The organism is Yunchengibacter salinarum (assembly GCF_037658235.1).
In the GTDB taxonomy this organism is placed as follows: Bacteria; Pseudomonadota; Alphaproteobacteria; order Sphingomonadales; family Kordiimonadaceae; genus Yunchengibacter; species Yunchengibacter salinarum.
In genome coordinates this window covers 117715-132669 of record NZ_JBBJLN010000004.1, presented here as the reverse complement: position 1 = coordinate 132669, position 14955 = coordinate 117715, and the positions used below count along the sequence as shown (strand labels likewise).

Annotated in this window: 12 protein-coding genes; 9 read left to right on the top strand and 3 right to left on the bottom strand. The window is 62.3% G+C overall.

Features of this window, described 5'->3' with window-relative positions; translation table 11 throughout:
• The first annotated feature begins 21 nt into the window (after positions 1-21).
• The 7 genes from ntrC (at position 22) to hflX (ending at position 10244) form a co-directional block, all read left to right on the top strand.
• Positions 22-1542, top strand: a complete 1521-nt coding sequence (gene ntrC / locus WGH93_RS05610) for a nitrogen regulation protein NR(I) (protein WP_374763885.1) — start codon at positions 22-24, stop codon at positions 1540-1542.
• 316 nt (positions 1543-1858) lie between these two features.
• Positions 1859-4135, top strand: coding sequence for a sensor histidine kinase NtrY-like (locus tag WGH93_RS05605; protein ID WP_374763884.1), 2277 nt, complete (start codon positions 1859-1861; stop codon positions 4133-4135).
• Between the two features lie 43 nt (positions 4136-4178).
• Positions 4179-5570: a nitrogen assimilation response regulator NtrX gene (gene ntrX, locus WGH93_RS05600; RefSeq protein WP_374763883.1), complete on the top strand. Its 1392-nt coding sequence runs from the start codon at positions 4179-4181 to the stop codon at positions 5568-5570.
• Positions 5571-5603: 33 nt separating this feature from the next.
• Positions 5604-6986, top strand: coding sequence for a Trk system potassium transporter TrkA (gene trkA, locus WGH93_RS05595; protein WP_374763882.1), 1383 nt, complete (start codon positions 5604-5606; stop codon positions 6984-6986).
• Positions 6987-7005: 19 nt separating this feature from the next.
• Positions 7006-8436 (top strand): potassium transporter TrkG, encoded by a 1431-nt coding sequence (locus tag WGH93_RS05590; RefSeq protein ID WP_374763881.1) that lies wholly within the window; start codon positions 7006-7008, stop codon positions 8434-8436.
• 157 nt (positions 8437-8593) lie between these two features.
• Complete coding sequence (hfq, locus tag WGH93_RS05585) at positions 8594-8842, top strand: RNA chaperone Hfq (protein ID WP_374763880.1); 249 nt, start codon at positions 8594-8596, stop codon at positions 8840-8842.
• A gap of 1 nt (position 8843) precedes the next feature.
• A complete protein-coding gene (hflX, locus tag WGH93_RS05580; protein WP_374763879.1) occupies positions 8844-10244 on the top strand; it encodes a GTPase HflX in 1401 nt (466 codons plus the stop codon).
• Positions 10245-10284: 40 nt separating this feature from the next.
• On the opposite strand, the gene mazG is transcribed toward hflX, so the two are convergent.
• The 3 genes from mazG to WGH93_RS05565 form a co-directional block, all read right to left on the bottom strand.
• A complete protein-coding gene (gene mazG / locus WGH93_RS05575) occupies positions 10285-11091 on the bottom strand; it encodes a nucleoside triphosphate pyrophosphohydrolase (protein WP_374763878.1) in 807 nt (268 codons plus the stop codon).
• A 91-nt stretch (positions 11092-11182) separates the two neighbouring features.
• The gene (locus WGH93_RS05570; protein ID WP_374763877.1) at positions 11183-11566 is read right to left on the bottom strand and encodes a hypothetical protein; all 384 of its coding nucleotides are present in this window, start codon (positions 11564-11566) and stop codon (positions 11183-11185) included.
• 35 nt (positions 11567-11601) lie between these two features.
• Positions 11602-12795, bottom strand: coding sequence for a BaiN/RdsA family NAD(P)/FAD-dependent oxidoreductase (locus tag WGH93_RS05565; RefSeq protein ID WP_374763876.1), 1194 nt, complete (start codon positions 12793-12795; stop codon positions 11602-11604).
• Positions 12796-12917: 122 nt separating this feature from the next.
• Here WGH93_RS05565 and WGH93_RS05560 point away from each other — a divergent pair, with 122 nt between their 5' ends.
• Together WGH93_RS05560 and pncA are read left to right on the top strand one after the other, a co-directional pair.
• Positions 12918-14327: a nicotinate phosphoribosyltransferase gene (locus tag WGH93_RS05560; RefSeq protein WP_374763875.1), complete on the top strand. Its 1410-nt coding sequence runs from the start codon at positions 12918-12920 to the stop codon at positions 14325-14327.
• Positions 14324-14923 carry a bifunctional nicotinamidase/pyrazinamidase gene (gene pncA, locus WGH93_RS05555; RefSeq protein ID WP_374763874.1) on the top strand — a complete coding sequence of 200 codons (600 nt, stop codon included), beginning with the start codon at positions 14324-14326 and terminating at the stop codon, positions 14921-14923. The genes WGH93_RS05560 and pncA overlap by 4 nt, the downstream gene beginning before the upstream one ends.
• Positions 14924-14955 lie beyond the last annotated feature (32 nt).

The following is a 14955-nucleotide window of genomic DNA, read 5'->3' as shown; positions in this document are numbered from 1 at the left end:
CCGGGAAGAGAGCATGGAGTCATGAGCGTTCATCGGGCGGTAACGGTTCTTGTGGCCGACGACGATGCGGCGATCCGCACGGTTCTGGGCGAGGCATTTCGCCAGGAAGGCTGGCGGGTGGAGGAGGCGCATACGGCGGAAGAGCTGATGCGCCTGGCGCGCAGCGGTGTGGGCGATGTGGCGATATCCGATGTGATCATGCCCGGTGGCAATGGTCTGGACATGCTGCCCCGCCTGCAAGCGGAACGGCCAGACCTGCCGGTGATCGTCATGTCGGCCCATAATACGCTGAGCACCGCCATGACCGCCTCGACCAAGGGGGCCTTTGACTATCTGGCCAAGCCGTTCGATATCGATGCCATGATCGCGGTGGTGGGCAAGGCGCTCGGCTCCCGCGCCGGGGGCAGCCAGGGCGTTGAGGATGCGGAGCCCGCGCCCGGCCACATTGACACCCAATCCGCCTCGGAAGCCCTGGCCCAGTCCGAAAACAATATCCTTGTGGGTCGATCCCAGCCCATGCAGGCGCTTTACAAGGCGATGGCCCGCGTGGTGAACACGGACCTGACCGTCATGATCGGCGGCGAAAGCGGCACCGGTAAGGAACTGGTGGCCCGCGCCCTTCACATGCACGGGCCGCGCCGGGACCACCCCTTTGTGCCGGTCAATCTGGCGGCCCTGCCGCGGGAACTGATCGAAAGCGAGTTGTTCGGTCACGAGCGAGGCGCCTTTACGGGCGCGCAGGCGCGCACTCTGGGCCGGTTCGGACAGGCGCGCGGCGGCACGCTGTTCCTTGACGAGATCGGCGACATGCCGCTGGAAGCGCAAACCCGGCTGCTGCGGGTTCTTCAGGAAGGGGAATATCATACGGTTGGCGGGCAGGTGGCCCAGAGCGCCAATGTGCGGGTGATCGCGGCCACCAACAAGAATCTTCAGGACGCGGTGAAGGCCGGGCTGTTCCGGGAGGATCTGTTCTTCCGGCTCAATGTGGTGCCCCTGACCCTGCCGCCGCTCAGGGAAAGGCAGGATGATATCCCGGACCTGGCCCGGCATTTCATGTCCCGTAATGCCGCCGTGGGGCTGAGCGAAAAGCGGCTTTCCAGAGGGGCGACCAATGTGCTTTCCGCTTTCCACTGGCCGGGCAATGTGCGGGAGCTGGAAAATTTTCTCTACCGGGTCTGCGCGCTTTATCCCGGCGAGGAAATCACCGGCGATGCGGTGCGCCAGGAACTGGAACGATCCTATCCTGAGGGCAGTGGTGGCACGGGCACGGATCATGGCACCCCGGTGATCGCGGCGGGGGCCTCACTCGCTGAAAGTATGCGCCTGCATCTGGACCATTATTTCGATCAGCATGAAGATCAGATGCCCCCAAGCGGCCTGTATCAGACCATCCTTCAGGAGGTTGAGCGCCCCCTGATCGAGAAAACGCTGGCCGTGTGCAAGGGCAATCAGGTCAAGGCGTCGGCGCTGCTGGGCCTGAACCGCAATACCCTGCGGAAGAAAATCCGTGATCTGGATGTCCCTTTGCCGCGACGCCGCTGAACCGGCTTATTTTTTCGGAACGAGAATCTCCTTGGCGTCCGGGTGATCCTTGTGTGATATTTCGGCTACCATGTTGCCATTTGGCATCACCCGGCCTGAAATGCAGGCTGGGCCGGATCATGCCGAGGATAGGCCGGGAAGAGATTGTATGGGGCAGGGCCAGGAACAGCATGAAGGGCCACGACCGCCTGAAGGCGGCCGAGCGCCAGAGCCGGAAAAGCCTGATGATGGCAAGCCGGGGGGGCGTTATTCCCCGGAATCCCGGAGCCCCCTGGGGCCGCTGCCGGAGCGCCCGCCCCGCCTGCCCGGGCGCAAGATGGCCAAGTGGATGATCTTTGCCCGCCGTTTCAAGCTGGCGGGGCGCCTTGAAATCCTGTTGTCCGTCATGGCGCTGGTTGCCGCCGTGACCACTTATGTGGCCATGTCCCGCAAATCGGCGCCGTTCGAGGTGGCATCGGGCCAGACCATACGGGTTCTGCTGATCGTCAATCTGGTGCTGCTCATGGCGCTGGGCGCCGCCGTGGGGCGCTGGTTCGTGCGCATGTGGCTGGCGCGCAAGGCCGGAGCGCCAGGGTCTCGCCTGCATATGCGGGTGACCAGCGCTTTCATCGTGATTGCCAGTGTGCCGCCCGTCATCATGGCGATTTTCTCGGCCCTGTTTCTGGAATTCGGCATCCAAAGCTGGTTCAGCGAAAAGGTGCGCTCCACCCTCAACAATTCACTGGAAGTGGCGGAAAGCTATCTGATCGAGCACAGATACAACATCCAGAAGGATCTGGTGGCGATCGGGGTGGCGTTCAACAATCTGTCCACGGCCCAGCGACAGGACCCGTTGACCCTGCAAAGGGTGGCCGAAACGGCGCTCAGCACCCGCATTCTGTCGGAAGTGCTGGTGGTGCAGGAATCCAGTGGGGAGGGCAGGGTGCTGGCCCGCGCCAATGACAATCTGGAACTGACAACATCCCGCCTCAAGACCGACCTTCTGGATCGCGCCCGCCGGGGCGAAACCGTTGTCGCCAATAATCAGGCGGACAAAACAGTTATTGCGTTGAAGCAGTTAAGCGGATTTCTTCAACCCACATATCTGTATATCGCCCGTGATCTGGACCCGCGAACCCTCACCTATCTGGAAGCGACGCGCTCGGCGGTGGCTGACTATGAAACCATGGAAGGCCAGCGCAGCAATATCCAGATTCAGTTCAATGTGGTGTTCATCATCGTGGCGCTGCTGGTTCTGCTGGCGGCAATCTGGATCGGCCTGCGGTTCTCCAGCCGTCTCGTCACTCCCTTGTCCAATCTGGTGGACGCGGCGGAGCGGGTCGGCAAGGGCGATCTGGCGGTGCGTGTGCCCCACGTTCCCACTGGCGACGAGGTGGGCACATTGTCCCGCGCCTTCAATCGGATGACCGACCAGTTGGCCCGGCATCAGGATGCCCTGATGCACGCCAATACGGAACTGGACGAGCGCCGCCGCTTTCTTGAGGAAGTGCTGGAAGGCGTCTCCGCCGGGGTGATCGGCCTGCAACAGGATCAGACCGTCTTTCTGCCCAACCGATCCGCCTGCACGCTGCTGGGGCGCTCTCAGGAGGATCTTTTGGGGCACAAGCTGGGGGAGGAAGTGCCGGCATTCGCGCCGCTTCTGGCCGAGGCCGAGAATGCCTCGGACGGCACGGCTCAGGCTCAGGTGCAACTGGAAGTGAATGGCGAAATGCGCACGCTGCTGGCGCGGGTCTCGGTGGAACGGCAGGCGGACAGGGCCACGGGCGGCTTTGTGGTCACCTTCGATGACCTGACCGATCAACTGGCGGACCAGCGCACCGCCGCCTGGGCCGATGTGGCCCGGCGCATCGCCCACGAGATCAAGAACCCGCTCACCCCCATTCATCTGTCCGCCGAGCGACTGAAGCGAAAATACGGCAAGGAAGTGGAAAGCGATCCGGCGGTATTCGCCCAATGTACGGATACCATCATCCGCCAGGTGGGCGACCTGCGGCGCATGGTGGATGAATTCTCCTCCTTTGCGCGGATGCCGGCGCCGCTTTTCAAGGAAACGGATATTGCCGATGTGGTCAGCCAGGCGGTGTTCCTTCAGGATGTGGCCTGGTCGGACGTGACCTTTGTGACGCAGATACCGGATCATACCCGGTCGATCCCGGTTGATGGGCGGCTGGTGGGGCAGGCACTGACCAATCTGATGAAAAATGCCGCGGAATCGGTGGAAAGCCGGGTCGCGCGGGACAAGGCCGCGGACGGTGACACGGTGGAACCTGGCCGCATCCGGGTAACACTGACCCAGGATGCAGGCGTTACCCATATCGTTGTGGAAGATAATGGCGTGGGCCTGCCCAAGGAACAGAAAGACCGTCTGATGGAGCCCTATGTGACCACGCGGGTCAAGGGAACCGGGCTTGGCCTGGCCATTGTGCGGCGGATCATGGAAGAGCATGGTGGCCGTGTGCGGGTCAGCGACCTGAAACCGGTGGGCGCTCGTGCCGTTCTGTCATTCCATCATGCGGTTCTGGAACGGTTGGGCGCGGCAGCCGAGGCGGAATCCTCCGCCCCGGCGGGCGACGGCGGAAGGGCGGCGGAGTAGGGGATGTCCCCATGCCGCGCAGCAAGGAGTCAGAGGCAGAGATATGGCGTTAGATATTCTGATTGTCGATGACGAGGAAGATATCCGGGAACTGGTATCGGGCATCCTTGAGGATGAGGGCTATCATGCCCGCACGGCGGGATGCAGTGACAGTTGCCTGGCGGAAATCGAATCCCGGCTGCCGGCGCTGCTGTTACTGGATATCTGGCTACAGGGCAGCAAGCTGGACGGGCTGGAAATTCTGGAGTTGGTAAAGTCTCGCCACCGGGATTTGCCCGTGGTGGTCATTTCCGGCCATGGGAATGTGGAAACCGCCGTCGCCGCCATCAAGCAGGGTGCCTATGATTTCATCGAAAAGCCCTTTGAGGCGGATCATATGCTGCTCACCGTGCAGCGGGCGACGGAAGCCCAGCGGCTGAAACGGGAAAATGAGGAACTGCGCCGCCGGGCCGGTTATACGGTGGATCTGAACGGCGCCAGTGCCGCCATCAATGCGGTTCGCCAGACGGTGGACCGCGTGGCCGGCACCAACAGCCGGGTGCTGATCACCGGCCCCAGCGGTTCCGGCAAGGAAGTTACCGGGCGGCAGATTCATAATCGGTCCCACCGGGCCAATGGTCCGTTCGTGGTGGTCAGTGCCGCATCCATGGAGCCGCACCGCATGGAGCGGGAGCTTTTCGGCGTCGAGCAGAATGGCGCGGTGGTCAAGACCGGCTTTTTCGAGCGCGCCCATGGCGGCACGCTTTTCATCGATGAAGTGGCGGACATGCCCCTGCCGACCCAGGGCAAGATATTGCGCGTGTTGACCGACCAGAAGTTCGAGCGGGTCGGGGGCAATACCTCCGTGAAGGTGGATGTTCGGGTGATTTCGGCCACCTCGCGCGAGCTGGTCCACGAGATCGAGCAGGGCCGCTTCCGGGAAGACCTGTATCACCGGCTGAATGTGGTGCCGGTCAACACGCCCGCCCTGTCCGAGCGGCGGGAGGACATTCCTGACCTGGCCCAGCATTTTCTGGACAGCATTGCCGACAGCACCGGGCGTCCGCGTCGGCATCTCAGCGACGATGCCGTGGCCGCCTTGCAGGCTCATGACTGGCCGGGCAATGTGCGCCAGTTGAAAAACACCATCGAACGCATACTGATCCTGGGCCCGGAACGGCCGGGCGCGGAGATCACGATGGATCACCTGCCTGAGGAAATCCGCAGCGGGTCCAGCGACTTGTTGCGCTATGGCGGTGACAGTGCAATCATCACGGCCCCGTTGAGGGAGGCGCGGGAAACCTTTGAGCGGGAATATCTCAAGGCCCAGATCAATCGGTTCAGCGGCAATATTTCCCGCACGGCGGCCTTTATCGGCATGGAGCGCTCGGCATTGCACCGGAAGCTGAAATCTTTGGGGCTTACCGGTGACAAGGCCGGGGACAGCGTGATCTGACCGGCTTTTCCCGGCTACAGAAGGAAACTTTCCATGAAGGTGATTGTGTGCGGCGCCGGGCAGGTGGGCTTCAACATTGCCCAGCATCTGGCCGACCAGAATAACGACGTGACGGTGATCGACCGATCCCCCAAGCTGATTCGCCAGATCAGTGAAACCCTGGACCTTCAGGCGTTTGTGGGCTTTGCGTCCGACCCGGAAATGCTGGAACAGGCAGGTGCCAATGACGCGGACCTGATGATCGCCGTCACACTGTCGGACGAGGTGAACATGGTGGCCTGCCAGGTGGCGGACAGTCTGTTCAATGTACCGACAAAAGTGGCGCGGATTCGCAATCAGGCTTATCTGCGGAGCAAATGGGCGGACCTGTTCGCGCGGGACAATCTGCCGATTGATGTGATCATTTCCCCCGAAATGGAAGTGGCGGAGGCACTGCGCCGCCGCCTTGAAGTACCGGGGGCCTTCAATGTGCTGCGCTTTGTGGGCGGGCGGGCGCGCGTGCTGGGCATCACGCTTGGCGAATCCTGCCCGGTGGTGAACACGCCCCTGCGCCAGTTGACCGAGTTGTTTCCCAAGCTTCAGACCAATGTGGTCGGGGTGGTTCGCGGCGAGCGGGTCTTCGTGCCCCGAAGCGATGATCAGTTGCAGGTGGGTGACCATGTGTATGTGGCCGTGGAGGACAGCATGACCGAGCGCGCCATGGCGGTGTTCGGCCATGAAGAACAGCGCGCCCAGCGGCTGGTAATTGTGGGCGGGGGCAATATCGGCACATTTCTGGCCAGCAAGCTGGAACAGTCGGATATCGCCGCCAGTCTGAACCTGAAGCTGATCGAACAGGATCCGGCCAAGGCGGAAAAGGCTGCTGAAAAAGTTGAAAACACCATCGTTATCAACGGTAACGCGCTTGATGTTGATATATTACGTGAAGTGAATATCTCGCAGGCTGATACCATTGTCACCGTCACCAATGACGACGAGGTAAACATTCTCTCGGCCCTGATGGCCAAGAAACACGGCTGCCGCCGGGCGGTGGCCCTGATGAACAATCCGGTTTATGGCTCTCTTTTGAACAGTATCGGCATCGATGTGGCTCTGGACCCGCGGGAAATTACCGTGTCCAGCATCATCAGGCATATTCGCCGGGGCCGGATACGGGATGTGTATTCCATTCGGGACGGGGTAGCGGAAATCATCGAGGCGGACGTGATGGAAGGCTCGGACGTGGCCGGGCGCAAGGTCTCTGATCTGAAACTGCACCGCAATGCCAGGTTCGGGGTGATCGTGCGCGATGACCGGGTGATCGTACCCAATGCCGACACGTCGATCCGGGTTGGCGATCGCATTGTCTGCTTCGCCATGGCGGGGGCCGTCCGCAAGATCGAGCAACTGTTCTCCGCGCGGGCCGAGGTGTTCTGAGATGTGGTCCGCGCGGCTCATGCTTCAGATCGGAAGTTGGACCCTGGGTCTGGGCCTCGTGATGCTGCTGCCATTGGCCGTGGCGCTTGTGAGCGGCGAGGGCCGGGCCATATCCGGCTTTACGGGCGGTGTTACGCTCACGCTGCTGATCGGCGGTTCCATGGTGCTGGGGTTTCGCGGCGCCCGAATGCAGCGTTTACCCGTGCTGACGGTGCTGTTGCCGCTTTTCGGCTGCCTGTTGCTGGCGATGGTGGCGGGCCTGCCGCTTTATCTGATCCATGACCGGCTGGATCTTGCCGGAGCCTTTTTCGATGGCATGGCGCTGGTCACCACTCACGGGGCCAGCAGCCTTGCCGGTATCGGCCCGGACGCAATGCCCGGCACCGCGGAACGGCTCTGGCGTGCGCTGGTGGGCTGGCTGGGGGGCTTTGCCGCCATCACGCTGGCGCTGTCATTTCTGACCGTGATCAACAGCGGCGGCGTACAATTGCGTCGGTCCCCGCTACCGTTCGGCGATACCATGGCGGGCTATCCACGATTGCGCGCCGCCGCCCGGCACCTGGCGCCCCTTTATGCCGGGGTGACCGCGCTTACGGTGCTGCTGCTTCTGCTGGCGGGCATGGCGCCTGAACGGGCCCTGCTGACGGCCCTGTCGGCGGTCAGTACCACGGGGCTGGACTGGGCCGCCCCCTTGGCGGATGACGGGGTGTTCGTCGCCGTGGTGGTGTCGGCTGTGATGCTGCTGGCGGTCAGCAACTGGGATATGCTCTATGTGATGCTCAGTGGCCACCGTCGCGGCAGGCGTGATCAGGAGCGCCGCACATTGGCGGTCAGTGTGCTGGCTGGCACGGCGCTGCTTCTTCTGGCCGGGGGCGCTGTTTCCATGCCGGACGTGGCCAGGGCGCTTTTCAAGGTCATATCCGCCATCAGCACCACGGGATGGATGCCGCCTGGCGCGGCCCCGGCGGGTCAGGACTATCTTCCCGTCGCACTGGTGCTCATGGCGCTGGCCGCCATTGGCGGCGCGGTAACCGGCACCGGGGGTGGACTTCGGCAGATGCGCCTTTATCTGGTGCTTAGGCTCGCCTTTTCCGAACTGAATCGTCTGGCGCATCCCAGCGGCATTCACCGGCTTCACTATGATCAGAATGAAGTGGAGCCGGGCGATAGCGGCGCCGTCTGGCTGCTGATCGGCGGCTTCATACTGGCATTCGTGACAGGCACGCTGGCTCTGGGAATGTTCGGGGTGCATTTTCAGGATGCCATTTTGCTGAGCTTTTCCGCGTTGACCCTGTCCGGGCCGCTGGTGGCGGGAATCGACCCCGGTTTTGTCGGCTTTGATGGCCTGACCGCACCGGATCATGTGATCCTGGGGGTGTTGATGATGGTGGGTCGGCTGGAAGCATCGCTGGTTCTGGCGCTTTTCGCGCGCGCCCTCTGGCGCAGTTGACAGAGGCACATGCCATATCCGCCTTGAAAAATGTTAGCCAAGTCCAATCTTCTTTGTCATAAACTGTCCATGTGGTTGTGGGGCCGGGTTGCGGTCGCATCACCGCCGGGAGGACACCAAGCCGAAAAATCGGCGAAACAAGAAGTTTGGGCACTGCATGTCAGATAAAAACCAGAACCTTCAGGATGTATTCCTTAACGCCGTTCGCAAATCCAAGACGCCGGTAACGGTGTTTCTTGTCAATGGGGTTAAGCTTCAGGGCGTGATCACATGGTTTGACAATTTCTGCGTGCTTCTGCGCCGGGACGGTGTGTCCCAGCTGGTGTACAAGCACGCCATTTCCACTGTGATGCCATCTGGCCCGGTACAGCTTTTCGAGCCGGAAAAAGAGCCGGAAGAGTCCTGATTTGAGCGATGGCAATGCCGACATAACCCGTCAACGCATTGAGGAGGCCCACGGCCAGGAAGGCTGGTCCACGGAAGGTGGGGGCGTTCTGGGGGGCGAAGGCGGGCAACGTGTTCTGGTGTTGCATCCGTTCGAAAAAGACCGCCGCACCGCCACGCGCGGTCGCAGCCCGGAGGCACGGCTGGAAGAGGCCATCGGTCTGGCTCAAGCGCTTGACATCCACCTGGTGGGCGCGGAGACCGTGCCGCTTCCCCGTATCCGGCCAGACAGCTATATCGGGCCAGGCAAATGCGATGACGTGGCCGACCTTGTGGCGGCGGACGGCATCGACCTGGTGATCTTCGACTGCGACCTCAGCCCCATTCAGCAGCGCAACCTGGAACGGCGCCTGAAAACCAAGGTGATTGATCGCACCGCCCTGATCCTGGAAATTTTCGGGGAGCGCGCCAGCACCCGCGAGGGGGAATTGCAGGTGGAGCTGGCCCATCTGACCTATCAGAAAAGCCGGCTCGTGCGGTCATGGACCCACCTTGAGCGCCAGCGCGGCGGGCTTGGCTTTATTGGCGGTCCGGGGGAAACCCAGATCGAGGCGGATCGCCGCATGATTCAGGATCGTATCACCCGCATCAAGCGCCAGCTTGAAACGGTCACCCGGACCCGTGGGCTGCACCGCAAGCAGCGGGAACAGGCGCCGTATCCCGTGGTGGCGCTGGTGGGCTATACCAATGCGGGCAAATCCACCCTGTTCAACCGCCTGACGGAATCGGATGTGATGGCGGAAGATATGCTGTTCGCCACGCTGGACCCCACCATGCGCGCCCTGGAACTGCCCAGCGGGCGCAAGGTGATCCTGTCGGATACGGTCGGCTTTATTTCAGACCTGCCCACCACGCTTGTGGCCGCCTTCCGCGCCACGCTGGAAGAAGTGCTGGAAGCGGACCTGATCCTGCATGTGCGTGATGGCGCACACCCGGACAGCGCATTGCAGAAGGCGGATGTGAACGCGGTTCTGGCCGATCTCGGTGTGGATGTGGACAGCCCGGACATGCCCATTATCGAGGTATTCAACAAGGCCGACTGCATGGACGGGGATACACGCCGTGAACTGGCCATGCAGGCGGAGCGCCATCAGGATCGGGTGCTGCTATCCGCCATGACAGGTGAGGGCGTGGAAGACCTGATCGCCGCGGTGGACGGCACGCTTGCGGCGGATGACGTGACCATCAGCCTGACCATTCCGTTTCAGGATGGCGCCAGTCAAAGCTGGCTGAAGGCCAATGCCCGCATTCTGGATGAAGCCATGACGGACACGGGCGTTCACATGACAGCCCGGCTGGACCCGGTGCGCTGGGCGCGCTTTGAAAAGCGCCACCCGGCGCTGGCGGCGGGCGCGAGGGACTGAGCCCTGCCGCCTGCGGCCACGTCCGCGTCATGGAAACACCCTATATGTGTGTTTTTTCCCGGCGTTTCACGGCCTGCCAGACCTCTTCCAACTGATCCAGACTGAGCGCATCCGGTCTTTCGCCCGCTTCGGCGATGGCGTCCTCCATGGCGCGGAAGCGGCGCTCGAACTTGGCGTTGCCGCCGCGCAGGGCCTCTTCCGGGTCCAGCTTCAGATGCCGGGCCAGATTGACGACAACAAAGAGAAGATCGCCCATTTCCTCCCTTATGTGGTCCCGGTCTCCGTCATGGCGGGCTTCCGCCAATTCCCGCGCTTCTTCTGCGATCTTGTCCAGCACCGCATCCGGGTCGTTCCAGTCGAACCCCACGCGGGCGGCGCGTTTTTGCAGCTTGTGGGCGCGCAGCAGGGCGGGCAGGGCAGGTGCCACGCCATCCAGCGCGGATGGGCGGCGGCCTTCCCGATCCGCGACGGCCTGGCGCTCCGCTTCCTTTTGCGCTTCCCAGTTGGCTGATTGCGCGCCGGCGCTATGGATCGGGGCATCGCCGAACACATGGGGATGGCGACGCACCATTTTGTGGGCAATGGCCTCGGCCACGTCATCAAAACTGAACAGCCCCGCTTCTTCCGCGATCCGGCTGTGGAACACCACCTGTAGCAGCAAGTCGCCGAGCTCGTCCTTCAGGGCCGACCAATCCCCGGCGCGAATGGCGTCGTCCACCTCATAGGCTTCCTCGATCGTATAGGGGGCAATGGTTTCGAAGCTCTGTTCCACGTCCCACGGGCAGCCTGTTTTCGGGTCTCGCAGTGCGGCCATGATGGCGCGTAATCGGTCGAGGGGCGAACTCATTCAATTCTCCGGCAAAAAGCGCGTGACAGCGCGGATAACAAGGCCATGCGTTCAGGCGCGGCGGACAGGAAAACGCGGATCGGTGCGGGTGTCAGTCCGGCTCCGGCAGGGTCAGGGTCAGTGTTTCGCCGCCAAGCCCGTGCACCTTGTCATGTGCGCGAACCGTCACTTCGCGCACATCCGCCGGAATGGTGACCCCGGCGAGAGAGCGGGTAAAGGGCTTCGAGCTATGGGGATGGCGCAGCACCCGCGTGCCAAGGACTTCACCACCCGGCCCGACGATCTCATAGCGATCGGCATAATGGGACCAGCCTTCATCGTCGTGCTGAATGGTGACGCTGAAGCTCCATGTGCCGCCGCGGGCCGTAACCTCGGCGTCTTTCACATGGGCTTCCCCGGCGAATGCGGGCAGGCTGAGCGCCAGAATGGCCAGCATCGCACCGCCTGTTTTCCTGAGCGAGGGCAGGTGTTGCATGGTTGATCTCCTGTGCGGGTTCGGGGTGGGGCGCTTCACAATGCCTGCGCCGCGGCCCAGCCACTGGACCAGGCCCACTGGAAATTATATCCGCCCAGCCAGCCGGTTACATCCACACATTCACCGATGAAATAAAGGCTTTCCCGGCCCTTCACCGCCATGGTCCGGCTGTCCAGCGCGTGGGTATCCACACCGCCACGGGTGACTTCCGCTTTCTTGAAACCCTCCGTACCGGTGGGGATAACCTGCCAGCGGTGCAGGCGATCCGCAAGGGCGGCTATGGCCTTGTTGGAAAGCTGCCCTAGGGGGTGGTCCGGCTCCGCCAGAAAGGCGGCGAGCCGTTTGGGCATATGCTCGGACAAGACGCGGGACACTGCCTGCCCCGGTCGCTCCGCGCGGGCGGTCTGGAGCAGGGTGCCCGCGTCCCCCTGGCCGGAAAGCAGGTCCAGCACCACCGGCATACCGGGCCGCCAATAGCTGGATATCTGCAATATGGCCGGGCCGGACAGGCCGCGATGGGTGAACAGCAGGTTTTCAACAAAGCCGGTTTTCCCCGTGCGGGCCGTGCATGGCTGGGCCACACCCGCCAGAGGCGCGGTTTTTGCCCGTGTGGCATCATCAAAGGTGAAGGGCACCAGCGCCGGTTCCGGTGGCACCACTGGCACGTCAAACTGTCTGGCAATGTCATAGGCGAGCCCGGTGGCGCCCATTTTCGGGATGGACAGCCCGCCGCTGGCAACCACAAGCTGCCGTGCGTGAAACGCGCCCTGATCGGTTTCCACCCGGTAGCCCTGGTCCCCGTTCGTCGCCACGGCTTTCACCGCGCATCGGGTGATCAGCTCCGCGCCTGCCGCTGCGCAGGCATCGGTCAGCGCCTTTACAACCGCCCCGGATTTCTGGTCACAGAACAGTTGGCCCAGCGTTTTTTCATGCCAGGCAAGTCCGGCTTCCCCCAGAAACCCCATGAAATCATAGGCCGTATAGCGCGCCAGCGCCGACTTGGCGAAATGGGGGTTGCCGCTGATGAAGCGGCCCGGTTCCACGTCCAGATTGGTGAAATTGCAGCGTCCGCCGCCGGAAATCAGTATTTTCGCTCCGACTGAGGCATTGTGCTCCAGAATGGCGACCCGCTTGCCACGCCGCCCGGCGCTGAGCCCGCACATCAGCCCGGCAGCGCCACCGCCAATGATAAGCGCGTCATAAAAGGGTCTGGTATTGGTGGGGGGCATGGGGCAGCCTTTTCAGGTGATCGGTGTGCCGCTCTCTCTTAGCAGCAGGTGCTGCATGGGCAAAGGGGGTTGCAGGGTCCGCTTTCGGTCACGATGTGACGGTTATGACTGAAGGAGACAGTGTGTTCGATTTTACAGGCACTTATACGGATCGCTATCAACTGGCCATGGCGGAAGCCTATTTCCTGGCGGGGCGCAGCGATGATCGGGCCGTTTTCGATTATTTTTTCCGTGATTGCCCCTTTGGTGGCGGCTACGCTTTGTTTGCCGGGCTGAACGATGCCCTGAAAGCGCTGGAAACGTTGCGGTTCGAGACCGATGATCTCGCCTTTCTCAAGGAGCAGGGGCTGAATGCGGACTTTCTTCGCTATCTGTCCGGGTTTCGCTTTACCGGCACGGTGCGCGCGGCGATCGAAGGAGACGTGGTGTTCCCCGGTCGCCCCGTGCTTACGGTGGAAGCGCCGTTGATCGAAGCCCAACTGGTTGAGACCCTGCTGCTCAACATCCTCAATTATCAAACCCTGATCGCCACCAAGGCCAGCCGTATGCGCCGGGCGGCGGGGCAGGCGGGTCTGGCGGATTTCGGCCTGCGCCGGGCGCAGGGGCCCGGCGGCCATTATGCGGCGCGCGCGGCGGTGATTGGCGGTTTTGACAGCACCAGCAATGTGCGGGCCGCGCAGGATTATGGCCTGCCGCTGTCCGGAACCATGGCGCACAGTTTCGTACAGGCTCATGAAAGCGAACTGGCCGCCTTTCAGGCTTTCGCCAAAGCCCACCCCGACAATTGCGTGCTGTTGGTAGACACCTATGACACCCTGAGAAGCGGCGTGCCCAATGCCATTCGGGTGGGCAAGGAGATGGCGGCCCGTGGTGATCGCCTGAAGGGGATTCGGCTGGATAGCGGCGATCTGGCTTATCTGTCCCGCTCCGCGCGGCGGATGCTGGATGATGCGGGCCTGCCGGGTGTGAAGATCGCCGCCTCCAACAAGCTGGATGAGACGACCATCAAGAGCCTGAAGGAGCAGGGCGCGCCAATCGACCTGTTCGGCGTGGGTACCAATCTGGTCATCGGGGCGCCGGACGGGGCGCTCGACGGGGTGTACAAACTGGTGGCGGTGAATGCGCGCCCTTGCTTGAAACTGTCCGAGACGCGGGAAAAGATCACCCTGCCGGGTCGCAAGCAGGTTTATCGCCTGACCGACCCAGATGGCGTTTGGCTGGGCCTTGACGGGGTGGCGATGGCGGATGAAGACCCGCCGAAACGGTTCGATCATTCAACGGACCCGGACAAAAGAACATGCATTGGAAACAACAAGTTGGAACCTGTTCTTCATAAGGTGATGACGGATGGGAAAGTCACGATCCCCCTGCCGGATGTGATGACCTTGCAGGCCCGCGCCGCCGATCGCCTGGCCCGGCTGGATGACGCCTATAAGCGGTTCGACAACCCGCACCTGTACAGGGTGGGGCTTTCACCGCGGTTGAAACAGGCGCGGGACGATCTGGCCAGATCAATGAGGAGGACGGAATGAAAACACTGGTCATTGTGGATGTCCAGAACGACTTCATGCCCGGCGGCGCGCTCGCCGTGCCGGATGGAGACGCCATCGTGCCGGTGATCAACCGGCTGATGGGCGATTATGATCTGGTGGTGGCTAGCCAGGACTGGCACCCGAAAGGCCATGGCAGTTTCGCATCCAGCCATGAGGGGCGTGCACAGTTCGAGGAAATCATGCTGCATGGAGAGCCGCAGACCCTGTGGCCGGACCACTGCGTTCAGGGCAGTGAAGGCGCCCGGCTGCACAAGGATCTGGATGCACGCCCCATAGAGGCGATCTTCCGCAAGGGGCTGGACCCGGAAGTGGACAGTTACAGCGCCTTTTTCGACAATAATCACGCCCGCGCCACGGGGCTTTCCGGCTATTTGCGCGAAAAGGGAGCCATGTGCCTTGATCTGGTGGGCCTTGCCGGGGACGTATGCGTGGGATTTACCGCGCTGGACGGCCTCAGGGAAGGGTTTGATGTGCGCCTTGTGGAGCCCGGCATCCGCGCCCTGGACGATGAAGCATACGGGGCCATGAAGCGTCGCATTGCCGATAAAGGCGGCAAGATGATAGAATTACTCTGACAGGCTATTGGAGAGAATTTTAAGGCGTTTTT